Origin of the sequence: Falsiroseomonas sp., assembly GCF_030695085.1 — a bacterium.
Lineage (GTDB): Bacteria > Pseudomonadota > Alphaproteobacteria > Acetobacterales > Acetobacteraceae > Falsiroseomonas.
In genome coordinates this window covers 1-25815 of the sequence record NZ_JAUYTS010000142.1, presented here as the reverse complement: position 1 = coordinate 25815, position 25815 = coordinate 1, and the positions used below count along the sequence as shown (strand labels likewise).

The following is a 25815-nucleotide window of genomic DNA, read 5'->3' as shown; positions in this document are numbered from 1 at the left end:
CTGCTTGCATGGCGCCCTTCGCCAGTGCCAACATCTTTGGCGGGCCCGACGCCTCGCGCGGAACGGCACTGCCAGGGCAGGACGAATCAAGCACGGGAAGGAGAATCTCAGGTGAAGATGCGCAAGCTATTCGGCGCCGCGCTCGCGGTGCTCCTCCCGGCCGTCATGGGCAGCGCGGTGGCGCAGGATCTGCCGCGGCTGCAATTCAAGGCGATCGGCCTGAACAGCCCGACCGTCGCCTCGACGGTGAACGAGGTCCCCTTTTGGCGGGAAACCATCCCGCGCGCCTCGAATGGCGCCATCACGGTGGATATCACGCCGCTCGACCAGATGGGCGTCGACGACCGCACCATGCTGCGCCTGCTGCGGCTCGGCATCATGGACTTCGCGGGCATGGACATCTCGAAGATGGCTGGCGACGATGCGCGCTTCGAGGGCTGCGACCTGGCCGGGGTGACCCTCGACATCGATCGCGCACGTGAAGCCTGCAACGCCTGGCGGCCCATCATCGACCGGCAGATGCAGCGTAACTGGAATGCCAAGCTGCTAGCCTTCGGTGGCAATCCGCCGCAGGTGTTTTGGTGCCGCAGCGTGCTCGGCGGTCTCGCGGATCTTCGCGGCAAGCGCGTCCGCGTCTTCAATAACACGATGCGGGACTTCCTGCAGGGCGTGAACGCCACCGCCATCAGCATGGCCTTCGCCGAGGTCGTGCCCGCGCTCAACAACGGCGTGGTGGACTGCGCGGTCACGGGCAGCCTGTCAGGCAACACGGCGGGATGGACGGAGGTTTCGCGCTCCATCTACCCGATGTCGCTCGGCTGGAGCATCAACGTGCTGGCGGTGAACCTCAACACCTGGAACCGCCTCGACCAGCGCACGCAGACCTTCTTCCTCGAACAGGTCGCGACCTATGAGGACGGGATGTGGGAGACGCTGCGGCAGGGCACCGCCCAGGCTGACAATTGCAACACCGGCCGGCAGCCCTGCACAATGGGGCGGCCCGCCAACATGACCATCGTCCCCGTGCGGCCGGAGGAGGAGACGCAGCGCCGGCAACTGGTCGAGGGTGCGGTGCTGGCCAACTGGGCACGGCGCTGTGGCGCCGAGTGCACGCGGGAATGGAACGACACGGTCGGCCGGACGCTGGGCCTGACCGCACCCGTGCCCGGCCGCTGAAGCCCAACACACGGATCGGGCCCGGTGCTTGAAGGCCGGGCCCGCCTGTCTCCGTAAACCCGTTTATCCGGAAGGCGCATGCGACAACTCCTCGCAGCCGCACAGGGCGTAGCCCGCGCCGGACTCTGGTTCGGCGGTGCGCTCATCCTCCTTTCCGCATGCCTGATCGGCGTCGATGTGACGATACGCAAGCTGTTCGCCGTCTCGGTCGGCGGCGCCGACGAGATCGCCGGTTACGCACTGGCCATCGGCACAAGCTGGGCGCTGGCCGCGGCGCTGCTCGACCGCGCCCATATCCGGATCGACAGCGTCTACATGCTGCTGCCGTCGCGGCTTCGCGTCGCGCTCGACTTCGTCGGGCTTGCGCTGTTCATTGGCTTCTTCGCGCTGGTGGGTTGGCATGGCATCGGCGTGCTGCAGCAATCCTGGGTCTCGGGCTCGCGCAGCCAATCCGAACTCGAGACACCGCTGATCCTGCCACAGGCGATCTGGCTCATTGGCCTCGGCACCTTCGTGGTAATCGGGGTGATTCTGTTGCTTGCCGCGATCGGGCACCTGTTTGCCGGCGACCGGGCCGGAGCCGGGCGCCTCATCGGCACCCGTTCCGCACAGGAGGAGGTGGACGAAGAAATGCGCGCGGCAGCGGCACGCAAGGCGGCGGAAGGCCGATGATCGCCACGACCCTTATCGTCCTGCTCGCGCTGCTCGCGCTGGCCGTCCCGGTCGCCGCGGCGCTTGGCGTGCTCGGCCTGGTGCTGGACCAGATTTATGGGCGCTTCCCGCTGTCGCTCGCGATGGGCGAACTGGCCTGGTCCACGTCCAACTCCTTCCTCCTGGTCGCGATCCCCTTCTTCGTGCTGCTGGGCGAGATCCTCCTGCGTTCAGGCATCGCGGAGCGGATGTATTCTGCGCTTGTACAGTGGATGCCGTGGCTGCCGGGCGGGCTGATGCATTCCAACATCGTCGCTTGCGGGATGTTCGCGGCGACCTCGGGCTCCTCGGTCGCCACCGCGGCGACGATCGGCACCGTGGCGCTCGGTGAGGTCGAGCGGCGCGGCTACAATGAGCGCCTGTTTCTCGGTACCATCGCTGCGGGTGGCACGCTCGGCATCCTCATTCCGCCTTCGATCAACATGATCGTCTATGGCGTGCTCACCGAAACCTCGATCCCGCAGCTCTATTTGGCAGGGTTGCTGCCCGGCATCCTGCTGACGGTGCTGTTCAGCCTGACGGTGATGGTGGCGTGCCTGCTGCGGCCGGACCTCGACGGCACGCGGGTGCCGACAAGCTGGGAAGGGCGCCTGCGTTCCCTGCCGGATCTCCTGCCGCCGCTGCTCATTTTCGCCGCGGTCATCGGCTCGATCTATGCAGGGTTGGCCACGGCGACGGAATCGGCGGCGCTCGGCGTGATCGCCGCAATGGCGGTCGCTGCCTGGCATGGGCGGCTGACGCTGGAGGTGCTGCGCGCCGCGCTCGAAGGCACAATGCGGACAACGGCGATGATCATGGCCATCCTGATCGCCGCCTACTTCCTGAACTTCGTGATGACGTCGATAGGGCTGACTGCCCAGGTGAACCGCGCCATCACCTCGCTCGGCCTGTCACCATACGAGCTGCTGCTGGTGGTGATCGTTTTCTACATCGTCCTCGGCATGTTCATGGAGACGCTCTCCATGATGGTGGCGACAGTGCCGATCATCGCGCCTGTCCTCGTCACAGCAGGGTTCGACCCCGTCTGGGTCGGCATCCTCATCATTCTGCTGATGGAGACGGCGATGATCACGCCGCCGGTCGGCATCAACCTGTATGTCGTGCAGGGGCTTCGCAAACGCGGCCGCATCGACGACGTGATGATTGGCGTCGCTCCCTTCGTGCTGACGCTCGTGCTGATGATCGCGGTGTTGGTGGTCTGGCCGGACCTCGCACTCTGGCTGCCGCGCAGCGTCGCCACCGCGGGCTGACGGCTACGTCCTGTCGAGCAGGATGTTGCGCGCGTCATCGAGGCTGGCGCGCCAGCCCGGCAGTACCAGGCAGGTGGCGTCGTATTCCTCGACGATCAGCGGCCCCATCTGCGACACGGCAAGGTCGCTGCGGCGGATCACGGGCGCTTCCACCCAGCCCTCCTCCGGCCCCAGGAAGATGCGCCGTGGCGCCGGGGCCGCACTCTCGGCACGGCTCGGCACGCCACCGAGCGGCTGGGCGACGCCGGTCCGGATTCCCTGCCCGACCACCTGGATGGAGACGAGTTCGACCGGTTCCTCCGCGCCGGCCCGGTGGCCGTAGGTCCGCTCATGCTCCTGCCCGAAGGCCTCCTCCAGCGCGCGCAGTGCGTCGGTGGTGATCGGGCCATCGGGCAGCGGCACCGTCAGGTCGAAGCTCTGGCCGTGATAATGCAGGGCGGCGGCACGGCGCAGCCGCGCTTCCGCACCGGTGAAGCCCTCCGCCGCAAGCTGGTCGAGCGCCTGGCTGGACAGCGCGTCCAGGGCGGCGTTGAACTCGGCCAGATCCAGCCGGCGGGTCTGCCGGCGGAGACTGCGCGAATAATGGTGCTCCACATCCGCGTAGAGCAGCCCGAAGGCCGAGAACAGGCCGGGTGCCGGCGGCACCACCACCCGCCGCATGCCGAGCGCCTCCGCCATGCGGCAGGCGAACAGCGGTCCGTTGCCGCCGAAGGAGAACAGGGCGAAGTCGCGCGGATCGCGCCCACGCTCGGACGACACGGCGCGGATCGCGCGGATCATGTTGGAGACGGCAATGAGATGCGCGCCATGCGCGGCGCGCGCGAGTTCCAGCCCGAGCGGCCGCGCGACCTTCGCCTCGAAGGCGGCGCGCGCGCTTTCCGCGTTCAGCCGCACGGCACCACCAACCAGATGCCCGGGGTTCAGGTAGCCGAGGATGACATTGGCATCCGTGACCGTCGGTTCGGTCCCGCCCATGTCGTAGCAGACCGGGCCGGGGGAGGCGCCGGCGCTCTCGGGGCCCACCTGCAGCGAGCCGCCGGCATCGATCCGCACCAGGGAACCGCCGCCAGCACCGACCTCGGCCAGGTCGATCGCCGGAACCTTCAGCAGGTAGCCTGCCCCGGTCAGCAGGCGCGAGCCCATCATGATGCCGCCGCCCACCGAGTATTCGGTGGCGCGCGTGACCTCGCCGCGCTCGACCGTCGCGGCCTTGGCCGTGGTGCCGCCCATGTCGAAGGTGATGACGTCGGGCAGCCCCTTCGCGCGGGCCAGCGCCTGCGCGCCGACTACGCCGGCCGCCGGGCCGGACTCGACGATATGCATCGGCTTCGCCACGGCAGCCTCGGCGGTCATCAGCCCGCCATTGGATTGCATCAGCAGCAGCCGCGCCGGCACGCCCGCGCGATCCAGCCCGCCGCGCAGCGAGCGCAGGTAGCGCGCGACAATCGGCATGATGTAGGCGTTGATGACGGTCGTCGAAGTCCGCTCATACTCCTTGATCTCCGGCAGGACTTCGGCGGAAACCGAGAGCGGCAGGTCCGGCGCCAGGTCGCGGATGATCGCCGCGATCGCCTGCTCATGTGCCGGGTTGGCGTAGGAGTTGAGCAGGCAGACGGCGATCGCCTCCACCCCCTCATCGAGCAGCGCCTGGACGACGCGCGCGGCCTCCTCCCTATCGAGGGGCCGCTCGATGCGGCCGTGTGCGTCCACGCGCTCATCCACCACGCGGCGGAGGTGGCGCTCGACCAGCGGCGCCGGCTTTTCCCAGGCGATGTCGTAGAGGCGGGGCATGCGCAGCGTGCGGATTTCCAGCACGTCCCGAAAACCCTTGGTGGTGATCAGGCCGGTGCGCGCGCCCTTCTGTTCCAGGATCGCGTTCGAGGCCACGGTGGTGCCGTGGCGGATTTCCTCGATGGCGTCGCCGGTCACGCCGGTCTCCGCGAACAGTTCGGCCAAGCCTACCACGATGGCGCGCGCATAGTCGTCCACGCTGGAGGAGATCTTCTTGGTGTGGATGGTACCGTCCGAGCCGAACAGCGCGATGTCGGTGAAGGTGCCGCCGATATCCACGCCGACGCGCCAGGTGATGGTCATGGCGGTCATTCCCCGGCCTTGGCGGGCAGCGGGTCCGTCCGCTGCACCTTGGGTGTCTCGACCCAGCCACGACGCTGGCGCAATTCTGCGCGCAGATGCGCGGTCGCCGCCGCATCCACCGTCCATGCGGTGATGTCCAGCACCACGCCGTAATCGGCACGCGCCCGTTCGGGCGACAGGAACTCGTTGCGCACGTCCTTCAGCACCTTTGCCGGGTCACGCTCCAGCGGATCACCCCAGCCGCCGCCGCCCGCAAGCACATGGCGGAACACCACGCCACGCTGGATGTTCGTCGTGATCTTGGAGGGCACGAGGCGGTTCTCCCCCTCCGGCTCCATGCGGTTCTCGGACGGCGCGCCGGGGCTGCCGCCGTAAAGTCCGAAGGGCCGATGCACGCGCCGGTCGGAGCGAACCTGCAGCACGCCCTCCTCCTCCGTGAAGCGGTAGTCGCGCCGGAACGGCACACCGCCGCGGAATTGCCCCGCGCCGGCGCGATCCGGGACGAATTCGTAGGCGAGCAACTGGATGGGCTGCTCCGCCTCGGTCACCTCGATCGAATGAGAGGCCATGTTCGCCATCATGTGGCTGTTGCCGTCCAGGCCATCCGCCCAGGGCCGCGCGCCCCAGGCGCCGCAGGTGAAGTCCACATAGATGAAGGGAGAGCGGTCCGCATGGTACCCGCCGATCGAGATGCCCGTATTGCCGCCATCGCCCGCCGCAAAGACCTTGTCCGGCAGCATCATGGCGAGCGCGCCGAAGATGCAGTCCGTCATGCGGAAGCCGGTGAGCCCGCGCGCGGCGCAGGCCGCGGGCAGCACGCCGTTGCCGACCGTCCCGGGCGGACAGATCACCTCGATGGCGCGGAAGACGCCTTCATTGTTCGGGATGCCCGGCGGCAGCACGGATCTGACACCGGTGTAGGACGCGGCCTTGGTGAAGGACAACGTGTTGTTGATCGCGCCCTTCACCTGCGGATTGGTGCCCGTCCAGTCCACCACCATGTGCGCGCCGGTCTTGCGGATGGTGACGAACAGGCGGATCGGCTTGCCGTAGTCCACGCCGTCGTCGTCGATCCAGTCCTCGAAGGACCACTCGCCATCGGGCAGATCGGCCAGCGCGGCGCGGGTCAGGCGCTCGGCGTAGTCGATCACATCCTGCATGTAGACCTTCACCGTCTCCGCGCCGTAGCGGGCGACGAGCTCGGCGAATTGGCGCTCCGCGATGTGGCAGGCGGCGAGCTGGGCGCGCAGGTCGCCGAACAGGCGGACCGGCAGGCGGACATTGCGCTCGATGATCGCCATGATGGCCTCGTTGCGCCGTCCCGCCTCATACAGTTTCAGCGGTGGAATGCGCAGACCCTCGGCATAGATCTCGGTGGAGTCCGAGGCGTTCGAGCCCGCAACGCGGCCGCCGACATCGGTGTGGTGGCAGATGGTGGCGGCGAAGGCCAGTCGCTCCCCCGCGTGGTACAGTGGCTTGAAGATGAAGATGTCGGGCAGGTGCATCCCGCCCTCGAAGGGATCGTTCATGATGAACACATCGCCTTCGTGGATGTTGTCGCCATAGCGGCGCATTACCGCTTCCAGCGCGGTCGGGATGGAGCCGAGATGCCCCGGCAGCGTCAGCCCCTGCGCGACCAGCCGCCCCTCCGCATCCGCGAAAGCGGTCGAGTAGTCCATGTTGTCCTTGAGCACGCCCGAATAGGTCGTGCGGAATACCGTCAGCGCCATCTCGTCGGCGATGGAGAAGATGGCGTTCTTGAACAGCTCGAATGTAATCGGGTCCCGCGCCAGGGTCATGGTCGGTGCTCCACGTCTCGGATGAGCGGGACCTGTTGCTCCCGGCTTACGTGTGGAGCGTAGAACGCTGCCGTCGAGGCGGGCAATAGCGGGAGCGCGCCCGCGCTGCGGACATCGTACCGCGCCGCCATTGTCTCCGCGCCGCGCAGCACCGCCGTTGCGCGCCCGCGCTCATCAGGCGAATGATATTCCACCTTGCGGCCCTCCAACGTCACGCGTGTGGTGCCGCGGGTGTAGACCGCAGCGAGCGGTGCAGCGCGACTGCTTGCGGGCTGCGCCAACGCCCAGGGGAGGACTGTCTGATCCATGAAGTGATTGTCGTGGCGTACAGCACGACGAGGGTACCAATCGCCAATCCCACTTGCGACAGTAGCAGGAGCAATTCCGTTGCCCGCGCGAGCCGCGGTGCAGCATTCCGATGCTGGTCTGAGGCGCTGGCGAGCGATTGCTGCGCGGTCTGCATCCGGGTCGGATGGAGCTGCATGCCGCGCGTCGCGGCCTACAATCTGATTCGCCTGCCGAAGTCCCGGGCGGTACCTGCCTAAGCGCCCGAGTAAGGCCCAGGCGCCATAGTTCCCGCGGTTAGCCCACTCGAAAACAGGCACCAACGCCCATCCGCGGCAACCCAACCGCTACCACCACGAAGATAACCATTGCTACAGCGGCGAATTCCCGCAGCCTGCCAATTCTATCGCTTCGGAAGCCAGCGCTTGGCGATGCGGCAGGCGACCGTGAAGGCCGGGTTGAAGACATTGCCGACATCGTAACGGACGACCTGGCCCATCAGATGGCTGGCGGCACGGGCGTCCAAACCGTAATCCTCGCCAAGCCAGCGCGACATCTCGGTCGTCGCGTGCTGCAGCGCCTGGTCCAGCGGCCGGGCATTGCCAATGGTGAAGATGTCATTTGCCGTCTCGCCGCGCGGCCAGAAGATCGTCCGCTTCAGCACGCGGAAGGTCACCTCCATCTCAAAGGATGTCTCGATCCCGGTGCCGGTGATCTCCCCGTCGCCCTGGCAGGCATGCCCGTCACCCAGATAGAACAACGCGCCGGGCACCGCGACCGGAAACCAGGCTGTCGTGCCGGGTGCGAACAGCCGGTAGTCCATGTTGCCGCCATTCTGCGCGCTGGTCGCGGTGGATAGCGCCTGTCCGCCCGCCGGCGCGACCCCGAAGCAGCCGATCATCGGCTGGAGCGGCGGTGCGAAATCCTCCAGTCCCTTCACCGTGTCCTGCAGCCGCACCGTCCCGGCCTCGCGGTCGATATCCCAGACGACGCGCTGCTGCGGTGGCCGGTTGAGGATCGCTGCCGGGTCCAGTACGGTCAAGGCGAGCGGCGAAGAGGTCCAGCCGGTCGCCCGGCTCGGTGTCAGCCGATCGATCCTCACGGCAAGCGTGTCCCCGGGCTCCGCGCCCTCGATGAAGAACGGACCCGTCATCGGGTTCGGCCGGCCGGCGACCGTCACCTCCCGCGCATCCAGGCCCGACGCATCGATCGTGTCGGTTATCACCGTGTCGCCATCAGCGACGCTCAGGCAGGGTTCGGCCACGCCGATCGCATTGTAGTACTGCTTGGGATTGAAGCGGTGCGTCGCCATGAGCTCCCCAGGACATCTTGCTGGCATCGGCCGGATGGCCCGCGCCAAGGCTGCTCCGGGCACGGTAAGAACGGAGTCGCGCGGCGGTCAAGGTACGGCGTGGGGCAGGGCCTTGGCGCCGATATTCGTGTGCGGTTCGAGGGGGCGGGCCTGCGGCTGCACCTGCCTGGCCCAACGACGGAGATACCGGCCCGGCTCAAGACCCTGGAAGGCGCGAACCGTGAGTTCCGGCAGGCGCGCGAGATTCTGCGCAAGCCATGATCCACCGGCTGACCCAGTCGCGCAGTCCTCCCCTCGGCAATCAGTCGTGCGACAATGTCTGTGGGCTCATCGGCGAACCACGTCCGCGTCCATGGACGACCCATGGGACCAGTTGGACCGCTTGCGACGCAGGGTTGTCTGTGTATCGACCTGCCCACCCCGCCATGGCAGCGCAGGATTTTGTGGCCCGATGGCGAGACACCACGCTTGGCACCGTGGGTTCCCTTCTCGCAGGGCTTCGGACGAAAATGGACGCACATGCGGTTCGCCAACAACGACACTGTGCTGCATTCGCGCAACGGGTATGAGGACCATGAGGATCCCGCGAAGTGCCGGCACCTGTTTCGGCTGTGGCTGAAGGTGCCGGGCTTCCGCAAGTTTGATCAGGCGCTGATCGAATACGAGCCCTGGTCCGGCTGGAGCCGGCGAGAAGGCATACTGTCCAATGTGCGATCGGCAGGATTTGCTGTCACACAGCTTCGACGCGCACGGCGCAATACTTGAACTCGGGAATTTTTCCAAAGGGATCGAGCTGCGGGTTCGTCAGCAGGTTGGCCGCGGCTTCGCGATAGGCGAAGGGCATGAAGACGAGGCCTTCCGGCAGATCCGGGTCGGCGCGCGCGGAAAGCTCCACCGTGCCGCGGCGCGTGGACAGGCGCAGGCGCCCTCCCGGCGCTACGCCAAGCCGCCGCAGCACTTCCGGCGCGAGGGAGGCCGTGGGCGAGGGTTGCAGCGCATCCAGCACGCTGGCGCGCCGTGTCATGGCACCGGTGTGCCAATGCTCCAGCTCACGCCCCGTTGTCAGCACGAAGGGAAACTCCGCATCCGGCATCTCCGCCGGGTCGAGCAGGTTTGCCGGCACCAGCCTTGCGCGGCCCGTGACGGTCGGGAAGGTCTCGCCGAAGACAATCGCCTGCCCCGGCTGGTCCGGGCCGAGGCAGGGATAGGTGACGCTGTCCTCCCGCAGCAGCCGGTCCCAGGTGATGTGGTCGAGGCTCGGCATGGCCAGCGCCATCTCGGCGAAGACCTCACGCGGGTGGGCGTAGCGCCAATCCAGGCCGAGCCGGCGGGCCAGGTCCACGATAATGTCGAGATCCTGGCGCGCCTGGCCGGGCAGCGGCAGCGCGGCGCGGCCCATCTGCACCTGGCGGTTGGTGTTGGTCGCCGTGCCATCCTTTTCCGGCCAGGCGGAGGCGGGCAGCACCACATCGGCCAGCGCCGCCGTTTCCGTCAGGAACAGATCCTGCACCACCAGGTGGTCGAGCTTCGCCAGCGCCGCGCGGGCATGCACGAGGTCGGGGTCCGACATCGCCGGGTTCTCGCCCATCACGTACATGCCTGCGATCTCGCCACGCTCCATGGCGCCCATGATCTCGACCACGGTGAGGCCGGGCCTGGGGTCGAGCCGGGCGCCCCACAGCGCCTCCAGCCGAATGCGGGCCGCGTCATCACCGGTCCGGTGGTAGTCCGGGAAGGCCATCGGGATCAGCCCGGCATCCGAGGCGCCCTGCACGTTGTTCTGACCGCGCAGCGGATGCAGCCCGGTGCCGGGCCGCCCGACATGGCCGCAGATCAGCGCGAGCGCAATCAGGCAGCGCGTATTGTCGGTGCCATGGGTGGATTGGCTGATCCCCATGCCCCACAGGATCATCGCACGATCGGCGCGGGCGAAAAGGCGGGCGACGCGGCGGATCTGGGCGGCCGGCACGTCGCAGATCGGTGCCATTGCTTCCGGTGTCAGCGCGGCTACGTGGTCGCGGAGCTGCGCAAAATCCTCAAGGTGGGCCGCCACATATTGCCGGTCGTGCAGCCCTTCCGTGATGATGACATGCAGCATCGCGTTCAGCAGCGGCACGTCGCGGCCCGGCGCGAAGCGCACTACCTCCGTTGCGTGCCGATCGAGGCCGGTTCCGCGCGGGTCCATGACCACCAGCTTCGCGCCGCGCGCGGCGGCCTCCTTCAGGAATGTGGCGGCGACGGGGTGGTTCTCGGTCGGGCGCGCGCCGATCACCACGATCACCTCCGCCTCCAATGCCGCGGTGAAGGGGGCGGTGACGGCGCCGCTGCCGATGCCCTCGAACAGCGCCGCGACCGAGGCCGCGTGGCAGAGCCGCGTGCAGTGATCCACATTGTTGGTGCCGAAGCCCGTGCGCACCAGCTTCTGGAACAGGTAGGCTTCTTCGTTGGACCCCTTGGCCGAGCCGAAGCCGGCCAGCGCATCCGGCCCGCGCGTGTCGCGGATGCGGCGCAAGCCTTCCGCCGCCCGCGCCATCGCCTCCTCCCAGCTCGCCTCGCGAAACTTTCCGCGGGCCCGGCCGGGATCGACGCAGTCACCGGGTTCCTTCGCCGCGTTGTCGATGCGGACCAGCGGCACCGTCAGCCGCTCGGGGTGGCGCACATAGTCGAAGCCGAAGCGCCCCTTGACGCAAAGCCGGCCGAGATTGGACGGCCCGTTGCGCCCCGTCACTTCGACGATGACATCGTCCCGCACCCTGAAATCGACCTGGCAGCCGACGCCACAATAGGGGCAGACGCTGGGCACCACGCGCTCCGCCGCCTGCGCGCGCTGGCCCGCCTGGTCCACGACGGATTTGGGCAGCAGCGCGCCAGTCGGGCAGGCCTGCACGCATTCCCCGCAGGCGACGCAGGTGCTTTCGCCCATCGGCGTCGCGGTATCGAACACCACCTGCACCTCCATGCCACGATGGGCGAGGCCGATGACGTCGTTGTGCTGCACCTCGCGGCAGGCACGCTCGCAGAGCCCGCATTGGATGCAGGCGTCGAGCTGGACCAGCATGGCGGGATGGCTTGCATCGGCGCCGGGCGCATGCGCCTCCGCGGAGAAGCGACTGGCGGTCACGCCGACATGCCGCGACCAGCGCGCGAAGACGCCGGCGGGGTCGCGCGCGCCGGCGCCGGGCTGGTCTGCCAGCAGCAGCTCGAACACCATCCGGCGCGCATGCTGCACGCGCGGTGTCGCGGTCTGCACGACCATGCTCTCGACCGGCTTGCGGATGCAGGACGCCGCCAGCACGCGCTCCCCGCTCACCTCGACCAGGCAGGCGCGGCAATTGCCGTCGGGGCGGTAGCCCGGGCGCTCCAGGTGGCAAAGGTGCGGTACCTCCACGCCGAGGCGTGTCGCGACCTGCCAGATGGTCTCGCCAGGCCTGGCTTCGACCTCGCGGCCATCGAGTGTGAAGCGCGTCGTCATGGCAGCCGGTCTTCGGGGAAGTGCCGCAACAGGGTCAGCACCGGGTTCATCGCCGCCTGGCCCAGCCCGCAAATCGAGCCATCCGCCATGGCCTGCGCCAGGTCCTTCAGCAGCGCGCGGTTCCACACCGGCGCCTCCAGCATCTGCGCGGCCTTCGCGGTGCCGACCCGGCAAGGCGTGCATTGGCCGCAGCTTTCATCGCGGAAAAAGCGCAGCAGGTTTCGCGCCGCCTCCGCCAGGTCGTCCTGATCCGACAGCACCACAACCGCGCCCGAGCCAACGAAGCAGCCCTGCGCATCAAGCGTGCCGAAATCGAGCGGCAGGTCACCCAGACGCTCCGGCAGAATACCGCCGGAGGCGCCGCCAGGCAGATAGGCCGCGAAGCGATGGCCGGGCGCCATGCCGCCGGAGAACTCCTCGATCAATTCGCGCACGGTGACACCGGCGGGGGCCAGCTTCTCCCCTGGGTCGCGCACGCGGCCGGAGACCGAGAAGAAGCGCAGGCCGGTGCGCCCGCGCCGCCCCTGCGCCGCATATGTGGCTGGACCTTCCGGCGTGCCCAGGATCTGCGGCAGGAACCACAGGGTTTCGACATTGTGGATCAGCGTCGGCTGACCGAACAGGCCGGCCTCCCCGGGGAAGGGCGGCTTGTGGCGGGGGTAGCCGCGCCGACCCTCCAGGCTCTCCAGCAGCGCCGTCTCCTCGCCGCAGATATAGGCGCCGGCGCCGCGGCGCAGATGGATGGGCATTTCCGCCAGGCCCGCAGGCGCCAATGCGGCGATCTCGCGTTGCAGGGCGTGGCGCAGATGCGGGTATTCGTCGCGCAGGTAGATCCAGCCCGCATCCGCGTGCACGGCATGTGCGGCCAGCAGCATGCCCTCCAGCACCCGATGTGGCTCGGTCTCCAGGCAAAAGCGGTCCTTGAAGGTGCCGGGCTCGCCTTCATCCGCGTTCACCACGACATGACGCGGACCAGGATTGGCGCGCACCAGCGCCCACTTCCGGGCCGCTGGGAAGCCCGCGCCGCCCAGGCCGCGCAGCCCGGCTTCCTGAATGCGTTCCAGCATCACCTCGCGCGGCAGATCCCCCGCCAGCGCCGCCGCCAGCACGCGGTAGCCGCCACGGGCGCGGTAGTCCGTCAGCGCGGGCGGCGCCGGCATCGCCGGCGCATCGCCCGCGACAGTGCGCGCGATGCGGTCCGGCGTCGCCGCCCCCACCAGATGGTGTCCGACGGCGCAGGCAGGCGCATGGTGGCAGGCGCCCAGGCAAGGGGCCGCGACCAGCCTTGCGCCTGCGATGGGTGCGTCGCGCAACGCCTGCATCAGCCGCGTCGCGCCGGCCATGACGCAGGGCAGGCTTTCACAGACCCGCACCGTCACCGGTTCCGGTTCCGGCGCGGCGTCGTCCAGCAGGTTGAAATGCGCATAGAAGGTGGCGACTTCGAAAACCTCGACCGGCGCCAGGCGCAGCATCGCCGCCAGGGCCAGAAGGTGGCCTTCCCGGAGGCAGCCGAAGCGGTCCTGCAACGCGTGCAGGTGTTCGATCAGCAGGTCCCGCCGCAGTTCCATCCCCGAAAGCGCCGTGACGACAGCCTCGCGCATTTCCGCCGTGAAGCCGCGGCCACGCGGGCGGGAGCGTGGTGCGCGGCGTGGCGTCATGACCGAAGGCAAAGCGGCGGGTGGCATCAGCATGTCGTCGCGCTCCACCTGTTCCCGACATCCGAATCACGGGCAGGCTTGATCGGCCGCCCGGCAGATGGCTTGCCTCGGCATTAGCACCCAGAGGCTTGACCATGTCCGCGCGTGGCTGACTGACCAGGCCGTTGCGAAGCGTAGGCGTGCCCGGATGGATGGCGCAAGACTGCGTCCAGAAGCAGGTGGCCGGAAACGGGATGGTATTCCGATCCGGCCATCCGAAGATCAGTCACGCTTGGCTTCGCGCTTCGGCTTGTCTGGCTTCTCACCAACGCCCAGGGCAACGGGCGCCATCTTGGCGAGACGGCGCGACGCTTTGGCCTTGCACAGGCGCACATCAACGAGCCAAGGTCGCGCTCGCATCTTGAAGCGTGGGCGGGCCAACGGCATGTCGGAACAGCATCACGGTGGCGAGCGAAGGCTGCGCATCGGTGTGGATGTTGGCGGCACCTTCACCGATCTCGCGATGGTGGACGAGGCGACGGGCCGCATTCTGTTCCACAAGGTGCCCTCCACGCCGGCCGATCCCTCGCAGGCCATCGAGGCGGGGGTGCGGGGCATCCTGGAACGCAATGGCCGCGCCGCCGCGGAGGTTGCCTTCCTCGGCCACGGCACGACGGTGGCGACCAACATGGTGATCGAGCGGCGCGGTGCGCGCACCGGCATGATCACCACCAGGGGCTTTCGCGACGTCATCGAGATTGCACGGCAAACCCGGCCACACCTCTACGACTACGACATCCAGCGTCCGGCCCCTCTGGTGCCGCGGCGTCGCCGTATCGAGATTGCCGAGCGTATCGCCGCCGACGGGACCGTGCTCCACCCACTTCATAAAGCAGACGTACTGGCCGCCGCCGAGGTGTTTCGCGCAGCGGGCGTTACGTCCGTCGCCGTCTGCTTCCTGCATTCCTGGCGCGACGCGCGCCATGAACGCGCCGCGAAGGAGGCGCTGCGCCGCGCCCTTCCGGACGTCTACCTCTCCGTATCCAGCGAGGTGCTGCCGGAGTTCCGGGAATTCGATCGCTTCTCGACGACGGTGCTCAACGCCTTCGTCGGCCCTCGCATGGCAACCTATCTGGACCGGCTGCTGGCGCGCGTACGGGATCTGGGCGTCTCGGCGGAGCCCTATACGGTGCATTCCAATGGTGGCCTGATGTCGGTGGCGACCGCGGCCGCGACGCCGGTACGCACCTGCCTCTCCGGCCCCGCGGCTGGCGTGATCGGGGCGGCCATGGTGGCCAAGCAGGCCGGCTTCCCCGATATCATCACCTTCGACGCCGGCGGCACCTCCACCGATGTCTCGGTCGTGGCGGGCGGCAAGGCAACCTCCAGTTCCTCGCGCGACGTTGCGGGCTATCCGGTGAAGGTCCCCTCCATCGGCATCGACGTGATCGGCGCGGGCGGCGGCTCCATCGCCTATATCGACGCGGGCGGTGCGCTGAAGGTCGGGCCGCGCAGCGCTGGCGCTGATCCCGGCCCTGCCGCCTATGGCCGCGGCGGCACCGAACCCACCGTCACGGACGCCAACATCGTGCTCGGCCGGCTCGATCAGACCGCGCTGCTGCGGGGTGCGATGCCGGTGGACGCGGAGGCAGCGCGCCGCGCCATCGAGCTGCGTATCGCAAGGCCGCTCGGGCTGACGCTGGAGCAGGCCGCGCTTGGCATCATCCGCATAGCCGTTGCCAATATGGGCCGCGCCATCCGCGGCGTGACGACGGAACGCGGCTACGCGCCGGAGCGTTTCGCGCTGTTCGCCTTCGGCGGCGCCGGGCCGCTGCACGCCACCGAAGTCGCCGCCGAATGCAACATTCCGGTGGTGGTCCTGCCGCGCGAGCCTGGCACCATGTGTGCGCGCGGAATCCTGCTGGCCGACATCGCGCTGGATTTCGTGCGCAGCGAGATCGCTACTCTGGATGATGCAACCTGGTCGCGCGCCGCCGCCCGCTTTGCCGAGATGGATACCGAGGCGGAGGCCTGGCTCGCTTCCGAGGGCGTGCCGCCGGAACGCCGCGGCACGCTGCGTGCGCTGGAACTGCGCTACGAGGGCCAGAACTTCGAGGTGCGCGTCCCGCTGGCCGCCGGCTGGCCCAGCCTGGCCGAGGTGCTGGAGGCCTTTGCCCGGGAGCATGCGCGAACCAATGGATACGACATTCCCGGCCGCGGGGTGGAGCTGGTGAATTGCCGCCTGACCGCGGTTGGTCATGTGCCGCGCGGCGCACCCGAGCCGCCGCCGGAAGGCGGGACGGTGGAGGCTGCCCGCATCGGCACGCGCCGCGTCTATTTCGACCCGGGCAGCGGCTGGCGCGACACGCCGGTCTATGCGCGGGAGATTCTGCCGGTCGGCGGTCGCATCACCGGCCCCGCCGTCATCGAGGAGATGTCCTCCACCTCGCCCGTCTTTCCGGGCCAGTGGGCGACGCTCGATGCGGAGGGCAACGTGATCATCCGTCACGAGGAGACCGGTGCCGCGCGCGCCCGCAGGCGGGAGCACGCCGATGCCTGACATGATCGCAACCGGGAAAGATGGACGCGGCCGGGACGGCGCGGACCCCATCGCGATGGAGGTCTTCGCCAACCGCCTGCTCTCCATCACGGAGGAGATGGGCAACGTCCTCGTCCGCGCCTCTTTCTCCACCAACATCAAGGAGCGCAAGGACTGCTCTGTGGGCATGTTCGACGCGCGCGGGCGATGCCTGGCGCAGGCGGCCCATATGCCAATGCATCTCGGCTCCCTGATGGGCGCGGTGGTGACCGTGCTGGAACGCTACCGGCTGGACCAGTTGCGCCCGGGCGATGCCTTCGTCTGCAACGACGTCTTCCTCGCCGGCGGAACGCATCAACCCGATATCAACATCATCACGCCGATCTTCGTGGAGGACCGCGTCGCGTTCTTCGCCGCCAATACCGGCCACCATTCCGACGTGGGTGGCCCCAACCCGGGCAGCATGTCGCAGAGTGCTCGCAGCATCTTCGAGGAGGGTCTGCGTATCCCGGTCATGCGGATCGTTCGTGCGGGCGAGCTTGATCTCGACCTGCTCGAGATGATCGCGCACAACTCCCGCGAGCCCGTGGAGCGCATCCTCGATCTCCGCGCCCAGATCGCGGTCAATGAGCGTGGGGTGGAGCTGATGGGCCGCCTGGTCGCCACCGACGGGCTGGCAGCGACGGAAGCCGCGATCGAGGCGCTGCTGGCCTATACCGGCCGCAGGCTACGCGCCCGCATCGCCACCCTGCCTGATGGCGAATACGCGGGCGAGCGCTGGATGGACGGCGACGGCGTGCCGGGCGGCGGGCCCATCGTGTTGCGCGCGAAGGCGGTGGTGAAGGGTGACGACCTGCTGCTGGATTTCGCCGGATCGGCGGCCCAGGCGCGGGGTGCGCTGAACATCGCCACCAACGCGCTCCAGGCCACCTGCTATTACGCGGTGAAGGCGCTGCTCGATCCCGAACTGCCAGCCAATAGCGGCCTGTTCGATGCCATCCGTATCAGTGCGCCAGAGGGCAGCATCTGCAACCCGCGCTTCCCGGCGGCCACCTGCGCCCGCGCGATCAGCGCCAACCGGCTATCTGGCGCGATCTTCGACGCCTTCAGCAAGGTGTTGCCGGCGGCAAGCCGGATGGCGCATAGCCACGACTCCGTGCCCGCCTTCGTTGTCGCCGGTGAGCGGCGTACCGGCCCCTATGTCTACCTCGAGACGATCGGCGGCGGGGCGGGTGCGAGGCTCGGCGCGGATGGCGCCGATGCGGTGCAGATGCATGTCACCAACAGCTCCAACCTCCCGGCGGAGGCGATGGAGATCGAATACCCCGTTCTGGTGGACGAATACGCCCTGGTGCCGGACAGCGGCGGCGCCGGGCGCTGGCGCGGCGGGCTTGGTATTGCGCGGCAGGTCAGCGCGCGCGTGGACGGCACGCTCATCACGGCACGCGGCGAGGGGCATGAGAAGGTGGCCCCCGGCCTTGATGGGGGCCTGCAAGGGGGCCGCGCCCTGCTGCTGATCGAGCCTGGCACGGAACGCGAGCGCCTGCTGCCCACCGCCACAACCGCGCTGCCCGTCGCCGCAGGTGTCGGCGTGCGCATGGAAACGCCGGGCGGCGGCGGCCTGGGCGATCCGGGCCTGCGCGATCCCGGCACGATCGCCGCAGACATCCTGGATGGAAAGGTGACCAGAGCGGCCGCCGAGCGCGACTACGGCGCCGCCCGCGTCGCGGAGGCGTTGGCTACCTGGAGGGACCCGACATGATCCGTCGCCGCACCACGCTTGCCGCCCTGATCGCGGCGCCCAGCTTGGCCACACCGCAGATCGTCCGTGCACAGGGAGGCTACCGGCCGCCCGCACCCGAGGTGATAATGCCGAGAGCCCCTGCCGCGGCCACCGGTTCTGGCCCGGCAGGATCAGCCCAGCCTGCTACAGCGACAATCCACTAGAATTTCCCCCGGACCACTCAATGGGGGCTGATCAGCGATGCATCGGGACGCTCCGGCCGCGATGCCGACGCCGCCGGGCCAGGACGCCTTCGGCGCGATCCAGGAGATCGTCCAGATCCTTCAGGCGGATCCCGCGACCGACTGGTCTAAGGTCAATCTGGCCGCGCTGCGCGAGCAACTCGTGGACATGAACGAGGTAACCCTTCGGGCCGTGGCTATCGAAAGCCCGATTGACGGTGGTGTTGCCATTGCGGTGACCGGCAGTGGCCGCAATCTGGAGGGCATCCGGCGCATGATCCCTGCGCACGGGCAGGAGCTGAATCGGCTCAACGGCTGGCGTGCGACAACTGAAGCCCTGCCTGATGGTGTGCGGCTGACCGTCACCTCGTTGGATCCTGTACAGGTGGCGCGCCTGCGGGCGAGCAATTCCACTGATGCATGCCAAGCCGGCCATCGAAGCGCTGGGGCTTACTCGGCGCTACGGCGATCGGCTGGCCGTGGACAACATCCACTCTGCAGTCGCCCGTGGTGAGATCTTCGGCTTCCTCGGCCCGAACGCAGCCGGCAAGTGCACCACGGTCAGGATGCTCACCGGCTATATGCCGCCAAACGCCGGGACGGCACGCCTGGCCCGGTTGAATGTGGCGTAGGTCAAGCCGCAAGTGGTGAGCGTCGGGTCATCTTCCCCGTCTTCTTCTACCTGGTCTTCTCCACGATCCACGACCTTCCGGTCGTGTGAGTGTACGCCTCCAGGAGAGGCTGACCACGAAACCGGAATGTCCAGCACCTCCGCGGACGCTGCGTTGTGGGAATCCAAATGACTCTCGAGCAACGATCCAGCTCCTGCGGCGTTGATGGATGGCGCATAGTCGCTGCCGGAGCAGATGAGCCATGGTTTTCGAGCTGCTCAGACCAGCCAGGCAAGCGATTTGGAAAGATGCAGCGCCGGTTCGTGCTGAAATATTCGGCATCGAACGCCTTGAAATGCATGGCAAGAGTCTTGCGGCGATTCAGAGCGTCACCAGGCGACAGAGCCTGGGTGATCCGCTGGGCCGGCGCCTCGCGGACAACGCAGCGCGTTTGCTCGAGTGCTATGTCGGCATGGTGCAGGCGGTCGACGAGGCAAGGCCCGTTACCCCAGCCACCGAATGGTTGATTGACAACTTTCATCTGGTGGAACGCCAGATCCGCGCAGTTCAAGTCCACCTGCCTCCGAGTTTCTACCGCCAGCTGCCCAAGCTCGCCAACGGCCCGTTCGCCGGCTATCCGCGCGTTTTCAGCGTCGCCTGGGCGTACGTCGCCCACACCGACAGCAGCTTCAATCCGGCGATGTTCACCCGCTATCTTCGCGCCTACCAGACAGTACAGCCACTCACCATCGGTGAGCTTTGGGCCAGCTCCATCACCCTCCGTATCGTGCTGATCGAAAATCTGCGCCGCCTGGCGGAGCGCATGCTTGCCGACCGAGTGGCGGAGAAAGCGGCGGACGGCATCGCAGACAGGCTGCTCAACGCAGCGGGGACGCCGGACCAGCCAGTTTCGGCTGTATTAGCGGACCTGGCGAGCGGACCGGTCGCTGATGCCTTTGCCGTACAGTTGGTACACCGGCTGCGCGATCAGGACCCATCGGTCACGCCTGCATTGGCCTGGCTGGATCAACGTCTGGAGGCGCAGGACACGACCGCTGACGCGGCGCGGCAGGATCTGCAAAGGAGCGAGGGTGCTGCCAACGTCACCGTGCGCAACATCATCACGAGCCTGCGCCTGATCGCCGACGTGAACTGGAACCAGATGTTCGAGAGCGTCAGCCTGGTCGACGAGGTTCTTGCCGCAGGCAGCAGGTTTGCAGCCATGGATTTCGCGACAAGGAACCTGTACCGCAGCGCCATCGAGGAGCTGTCCGCACGCTCCGCCAGTAGTGAGATCGACATCGCCCGCAGTGCGGTGACCGCCGCACAGCGTTATCCGGATAATCCGCGAAAGTCGGACCCCGGCTATCATTTGCTGGCCGGGGGGCGGCGTGATTTCGAAATCGAGATCGGCTTCCGACCTCCCTTCCGCGCCTGGCCAGAACGCTTGAATCGTGCCCTGGGCATTGGTGGCTATGCCAGCGCCGTGGTCTGCACGACGCTGATCCTTCTCGCGCTCGCGCTGTACGCCATGGGGGCGATGGGGCTTGGCTGGGGGTGGCTAGTGGCGCTTGCCGTCCTCGGCATTGTCCCAGCCCAGGACCTGGCCGTGTCCCTGATGAACCGCGTTGTCACCACCGGCTTCGGCGCACGGCTGCTGCCCGGGCTGGAGTTACTGGAAGGCGTGCCGCCTGAGCTTCGGACCATGGTGGTGGTTCCAACCCTGTTGACCTCCGTGTCCGCGATAGACGAGCTGGTTGAGCGGCTGGAAGTGCATTACCTGGTGAGTCCTGCCGGCTGCGTCCATTTTGCGCTGCTGACCGACTGGACCGATGCCCCGGACGAACAGGCGCCCGATGACGAGGCCTTACTGGCGGCGGCCACTGCAGGCATTGCCGAACTGAACCGCCGCCTCGGTCCAGGGCCCGATGGAGACCGCTTTTTCCTGCTGCACCGCCGCCGGGTGTGGAACGCCGGCGAAGCCTGCTGGATGGGCTGGGAGCGCAAGCGCGGCAAGCTGCACGAGTTCAATCGGCTCCTGCGCGGTGCGGCCGACACCAACTACATCGCGCCCGACGGGCTCGCGCCGCGGGTTCCCGCCGGTGTGCGCTACGTCATCACGCTCGATGCCGACACGCGCCTGCCGCGCGACACGGTGGGCCGGTTGATTGGCAAGATGGCGCATCCGCTCAATCAACCACGCCTCGACTTGGTCGCCGGGCGGGTGGTTGAGGGTTACGCCGTTCTGCAGCCGCGCGTTACGCCATCGCAGCCCATCGGCACCGAGGGTTCGGTGTTTCAGCGCATTTTTTCCAGCGTAAGCGGCATCGATCCCTACGCTCTGACGGTGTCCGACGTCTACCAGGATCTATTCGGGGAAGGCTCCTACGCTGGGAAAGGCATCTACGAGGTTGATGCCTTTGAAGCCTCGCTGGCCAGCCGCGTGCCGGACTCGACCCTGCTCAGCCATGATTTGTTTGAGGGCGTGTATGCCCGCTCCGGTCTCGCCTCCGATGTCGAGGTCGTCGAGGAGTTTCCGTCGCGCTATGATGTAGGCGCCCAGCGTCACCACCGATGGGCGCGCGGTGACTGGCAGTTGCTGCCCTGGATCCTTGGCAGAAAGGCCAGGCGCTCGGCGGGACACAGCGGTGCCATGCCGACCATCGGCCGTTGGAAGATGATCGACAATCTTCGCCGGTCATTGTCGGCGCCAGCGGCGGTGCTGGCGTTGCTGGTGGGCTGGACACTTCCGTCGGCCACGGCGGCGCTGGTCTGGACGCTGCTCATCCTGGCCACCATCGCGCTGCCGGCGCTGATTCCAGTCCTCGCCGCCGTCGTTCCTTGGCGGAAGGATGTAACCCTCGCCAGCCACACCCGCGCCCTGGCGCACGATCTTGCGACGGCGCTGGCGCTTTCCGGCCTTCTGGTCACCTTCCTGGCGCATCAGGCCTGGCTGATGGGCGATGCCATCGCGCGCACGCTGTGGCGGCTTTTCGCCTCGCACCGGCACCTCCTGCAATGGGTGCCGGCGGCGGACGCCACGCGCAGCCGCCGGCCGGGCCTGGGCGATTCCTTCCGCGCGATGAGCGGTGGGCTGGTGATCGGCGGCGTAGCCGGCTTGGTCGCCGCTTCGTCGGGGCATTGGTTCCTGGCCGGGCCATTCGCGTTGCTTTGGTGGGCCTCGCCCGCCGTGGCGCGCTGGGCGAGTTCCGCGCCCCGATCCGCGGCCCGCATTGCCGTCTCCGAGGATGAACGCCACGCACTGCGGCTGACGGCGCGGCGCACGTGGCGGTTCTTCGAGACGTTTGTCACGAACGCCGACAACATGCTGCCGCCCGACAACTTTCAGGAGGATCCGGAACCGGCCCTGGCGCGCCGCACCTCGCCTACGAACCTTGGCCTCTATCTGCTTTCGGTGGTCAGCGCGCGCGATTTCGGCTGGATCGGCACGCTGGAGGCCGTCGATCGGCTGGAGGCCACGCTCGAAACCATGGCCCGGATGGAACGGCACCGCGGCCATTTCTACAACTGGTATGACACGGGCAACCTTCGCCCGCTGGACCCGAAATACATCTCCTCCGTCGATAGCGGCAATCTGGCAGGGCACCTCATCGCCCTCGCCAATGCCTGCCGGGAATTCCCGCGTGCGGCGCCTCCGCCCATGCGCGGTATTGTCGATGCGATCGACCTGGCGCGGGAGGAGAACGCGCGCCTGAACGATGGCCATCGCACGCAGACGACGACCTGGCGGCAATTGGATGGCGCACTCGCCGCGCTCGGCGCCGCGGTTGTGGCCCAGCCGGACCGGGACCATGCCGCCCAGGCCGACACGGTTGCCGAAATCGCCCAGGCGCTGGCCTTCGAGCGCGGCAACGGCGCGGGCGATGACCTCCTGTTCTGGGCCCGGGCCTGCCGGAACGCGATCGGCAGCCATCGGCGTGACCACGACCTCGATGCCCTTGCCAAGGCAGCACTCGATGCGCGGCTGGCCTCCCTGGCGGAGGATGCGCGCGCCATGGCCATGGCCATGGAATTCGGCTTCCTGCTCGATACGGAGCGCATGCTGCTCTCGATCGGCTATCTCGTGCCCGAGGGCACGCTTGACCCCAGCTGCTATGATCTGCTGGCCTCCGAGGCGCGGCTGGCCAGCTTCTTCGCCATCGCCAAGGGGGATGTCCCGGCGCGGCATTGGTTCCGCCTGGGGCGTGCCATGGTGCCGGTGGCCCACAGTGCGGCGCTGGTATCGTGGTCGGGCTCGATGTTCGAGTATCTGATGCCTTCCCTGGTGATGCGCGCGCCAGGTGGCAGCCTGCTGGAGCAGACCAACCGCCTGGCGGTGCGCCGCCAGATGGAGCATGCGGCGGCGCTGCAGATTCCGTGGGGGATTTCGGAGTCCGCCTACAATGCGCGGGACCTGGAACTGACATACCAGTATTCCAATTTCGGCGTTCCCAACCTCGGCCTGAAGCGGGGCTTGAGCGAGAATTGCGTGATCGCCCCCTACGCCACGGCGCTGGCCGCGATGGTGGACCCCAGGGAGGCATACGCCAATCTGGCCCGGCTGACACAGGCCGGCGCGCGTGGTCGCTATGGCTTCTACGAGGCCATCGACTACACCCGCACCCGCCTTCCCAAAGGCGCTGACAGCGCACTCATCCGTGCCTACATGGCGCATCACCAGGGGATGACCATCGTGGCGCTGGCCACCGCCCTGGATGGGGGCGCAATGCGGCGGCGCTTCCATGCCGAGCCGATCGTGCAGGCCACCGAATTGCTGCTGCATGAGCGCATGCCGCGCGAGGTCGCAAGCGCCCGGCCATTCGCGGTGGAGGTCAGATCTGCCGGCCGGACGTCCGAGGCGGATCGATCGGGCGCGCGCCATTTTCCATCAGCGCAGCAGGCCACGCCCGCCACGCATCTGCTCTCGAACGGCCGCCTTTCCACAATGCTGACCGCCGCGGGTTCCGGCTACACGCGCTGGGGAGACATCGTGGTGACGCGCTGGCGCGAAGATGCCACCTGCGACGATGCGGGTTCCTACATATACCTGCGTGACGTGCGGTCTGGCCTGGTCTGGTCCGCGGGGGCACAGCCTACCGGCGCGCGGCCGGACAGCTATGGCGTCACCTTTCACGAAGACCGCGCGGAGTTTACCCGCGATGACGGCACGCTGACGACGACGCTCGAGGTGATCGTCTCGTCGGAGAACGATGCCGAGGTGCGTCGCATCTCGGTGACGAACACTGGCACGACCCTGCGTGAGATCGACGTCACCTCCTATGCCGAGCTGGCACTGGCCAGGCCGGCCGACGACATCGCGCACCCGGCCTTCTCCAAGCTGTTCATCGAGACGGAATACGTCCCGGCCCTGGGGGCCTTGCTGGCGACGCGCCGCAAGCGCGGGTCCGACGACCCGGGAATCTGGGCGGCGCATCTGAGCGTGGCTGAAGGCGCGACGCACGGCCCACCCCTGTTCGAGACCGATCGTGCGCGGTTCCTGGGGCGCGGTCACGGGGCGCGCAGCCCCGCCGCCCTGGCCGGCAGCCGCGACCTGTCGGGCACCGTGGGCACGGTGCTAGACCCGGCCTTCGCCCTGCGCCGACGCATCCTCGTGGCACCCGGGGCGATGGTGCGCGTCGCCTTCTGGACGATGGTGGCGCCGACGCGCGAGGCGCTGCTGGACATCGCGGACCAGTACCGTGACGCCGGCGCATTCCCGCGCGCCGCGACGCTGGCCTGGACCCAGGCACAGGTGCAGATGCACCACCTGGGCATCACGCCCGGAACGGCGGCATTGTTCCAGCGCCTTGCCGGGCATCTGGTGTACGCCACGCCGGCCATGCGCGCCAATTCCGAGGCGATCTGCCATGGCGGCGGCGCGCAATCGGGGCTTTGGGCGCACGGCATCTCGGGCGACCTGCCCATCCTGCTGCTGCGGATCGATCAGGCCGACAACCTGGGCGTCGCGCGAGAATTGCTGCGGGCCTTCGAATACTGGCGGGCCAAGCGGTTTGCCGTGGACATCGTCTTCCTGAACGAGCGCCAGTCATCCTACATCCAGGATCTGCAGGAGGCGCTGGAGGCGCTGGTTCGGAGCAGCCGCGGGCAGCACGGCGGCGACCCTCGGCAGGGACGGGTCTACGTGCTGCGGGCCGACCTGATTTCTGCGGAGGCACGCGCCTTGCTCGGCGCGACGGCACGGGTGGTGCTGCTGGCGCGGCGGGGGGGACTCGCGGATCAGATCGACAGGATTTCCCTGCTGATGCGGGAGGCTGCGGAGCAGATGCCAAGGCCGTCGCCTGCCATGCCGTCGCGCCCTACCGCCGAGGCATCGCCTCCCCCGTCGTCGAAGCTTGAACTGTTCAACGGCCTGGGCGGCTTCGACGAGGATGGCCGCGAATACGTCACCCTTCTCGGTCCCGGGCAATCGACGCCGGCGCCCTGGATCAACGTCGTGGCAAACCCGCATTTCGGTTTTCACGTGCCGACCGAAGGCGGCGGGTTCACCTGGGCGGTGAACAGCCGGGAGAACCAGATTACGCCGTGGTCGAACGACCCCATCTCCGACCGGACGGGCGAGGCGTTCTACCTGCGCGACGAGGAGAGCGGCGCGGTGTGGACGCCGACCGCACTGCCGATGCGTGACGAGGCGCTGGGCTATGTGGCGCGGCACGGCCGCGGCTACAGCCGTTTCGAGCACGAGGCGCACGGCATCCGGTCGGAGTTGACGCAATCCGTCCCGCTCAACGACAGCCTCAAGATCTCGCGCCTGCTGCTCACCAACCGTTCGGGCCGCATGCGGCGCCTCAGCGTTACCGCCTATGTGGAATGGGTGCTGGGACCCTCGCGGTCCGCGACGCAGCCCTTCGTCACCACGGCGATGGATCGCGAGACCGGCGCGATGTTCGCGCGCAATCCCTGGAACATCCCGTTTGGAACACGCGTGGCCTTCCTCGACCTGCGG

At 68.0% G+C, this 25815-nt stretch carries 14 protein-coding genes; 9 read left to right on the top strand and 5 right to left on the bottom strand.

Annotated elements, in window-relative coordinates; all coding sequences use genetic code 11:
- The first annotated feature begins 117 nt into the window (after positions 1-117).
- The 3 genes from Q8S40_RS15115 to Q8S40_RS15105 all read left to right on the top strand — a co-directional run bounded on the left by Q8S40_RS15115 (position 118) and on the right by Q8S40_RS15105 (position 3137).
- Positions 118-1176: a TRAP transporter substrate-binding protein gene (locus Q8S40_RS15115; protein WP_305671057.1), complete on the top strand. Its 1059-nt coding sequence runs from the start codon at positions 118-120 to the stop codon at positions 1174-1176.
- Between the two features lie 78 nt (positions 1177-1254).
- The gene (locus Q8S40_RS15110) at positions 1255-1848 is read left to right on the top strand and encodes a TRAP transporter small permease subunit (protein WP_305671032.1); all 594 of its coding nucleotides are present in this window, start codon (positions 1255-1257) and stop codon (positions 1846-1848) included.
- Positions 1845-3137 (top strand): TRAP transporter large permease, encoded by a 1293-nt coding sequence (locus tag Q8S40_RS15105; protein ID WP_305671031.1) that lies wholly within the window; start codon positions 1845-1847, stop codon positions 3135-3137. Before Q8S40_RS15110 ends, Q8S40_RS15105 begins: the two co-directional genes overlap by 4 nt.
- 3 nt (positions 3138-3140) lie before the next feature.
- On the opposite strand, the gene Q8S40_RS15100 is transcribed toward Q8S40_RS15105, so the two are convergent.
- The 3 genes from Q8S40_RS15100 to Q8S40_RS15090 all read right to left on the bottom strand — a co-directional run bounded on the left by Q8S40_RS15100 (position 3141) and on the right by Q8S40_RS15090 (position 8627).
- Positions 3141-5231 (bottom strand): hydantoinase/oxoprolinase family protein, encoded by a 2091-nt coding sequence (locus Q8S40_RS15100; RefSeq protein ID WP_305671030.1) that lies wholly within the window; start codon positions 5229-5231, stop codon positions 3141-3143.
- 5 nt (positions 5232-5236) lie between these two features.
- Entirely contained in the window at positions 5237-7030 is a 1794-nt protein-coding gene (locus tag Q8S40_RS15095; RefSeq protein ID WP_305671029.1) for a hydantoinase B/oxoprolinase family protein, read from the bottom strand.
- A 688-nt stretch (positions 7031-7718) separates the two neighbouring features.
- Positions 7719-8627, bottom strand: a complete 909-nt coding sequence (locus Q8S40_RS15090; RefSeq protein ID WP_305671028.1) for an acetamidase/formamidase family protein — start codon at positions 8625-8627, stop codon at positions 7719-7721.
- A 519-nt stretch (positions 8628-9146) separates the two neighbouring features.
- Between Q8S40_RS15090 and Q8S40_RS15085 the strand changes: the two genes are divergently transcribed.
- A complete protein-coding gene (locus Q8S40_RS15085; RefSeq protein WP_305671027.1) occupies positions 9147-9392 on the top strand; it encodes a hypothetical protein in 246 nt (81 codons plus the stop codon).
- On the opposite strand, the gene fdhF is transcribed toward Q8S40_RS15085, so the two are convergent.
- Together fdhF and Q8S40_RS15075 are read right to left on the bottom strand one after the other, a co-directional pair.
- The gene (gene fdhF, locus Q8S40_RS15080; protein ID WP_305671026.1) at positions 9358-12099 is read right to left on the bottom strand and encodes a formate dehydrogenase subunit alpha; all 2742 of its coding nucleotides are present in this window, start codon (positions 12097-12099) and stop codon (positions 9358-9360) included. The genes Q8S40_RS15085 and fdhF overlap by 35 nt on opposite strands.
- Positions 12096-13757 carry an NADH-ubiquinone oxidoreductase-F iron-sulfur binding region domain-containing protein gene (locus tag Q8S40_RS15075; protein ID WP_305671025.1) on the bottom strand — a complete coding sequence of 554 codons (1662 nt, stop codon included), beginning with the start codon at positions 13755-13757 and terminating at the stop codon, positions 12096-12098. Before Q8S40_RS15075 ends, fdhF begins: the two co-directional genes overlap by 4 nt.
- A gap of 424 nt (positions 13758-14181) precedes the next feature.
- Between Q8S40_RS15075 and Q8S40_RS15070 the strand changes: the two genes are divergently transcribed.
- From Q8S40_RS15070 to Q8S40_RS15050, 5 genes are all read left to right on the top strand, one after another.
- Entirely contained in the window at positions 14182-16296 is a 2115-nt protein-coding gene (locus Q8S40_RS15070) for a hydantoinase/oxoprolinase family protein (protein ID WP_305671024.1), read from the top strand.
- Positions 16289-18037, top strand: coding sequence for a hydantoinase B/oxoprolinase family protein (locus tag Q8S40_RS15065; RefSeq protein ID WP_305671023.1), 1749 nt, complete (start codon positions 16289-16291; stop codon positions 18035-18037). The genes Q8S40_RS15070 and Q8S40_RS15065 overlap by 8 nt, the downstream gene beginning before the upstream one ends.
- Positions 18038-18259: 222 nt before the next feature.
- A complete protein-coding gene (locus Q8S40_RS15060; protein ID WP_305671059.1) occupies positions 18260-18754 on the top strand; it encodes a hypothetical protein in 495 nt (164 codons plus the stop codon).
- The gene (locus Q8S40_RS15055; RefSeq protein WP_305671022.1) at positions 18657-18872 is read left to right on the top strand and encodes an ATP-binding cassette domain-containing protein; all 216 of its coding nucleotides are present in this window, start codon (positions 18657-18659) and stop codon (positions 18870-18872) included. The genes Q8S40_RS15060 and Q8S40_RS15055 overlap by 98 nt, the downstream gene beginning before the upstream one ends.
- 241 nt (positions 18873-19113) lie before the next feature.
- Positions 19114-25815, top strand: a 6702-nt coding sequence (locus Q8S40_RS15050; protein WP_305671021.1) for a glucoamylase family protein, incomplete at its 3' end; no start/stop codon positions are given.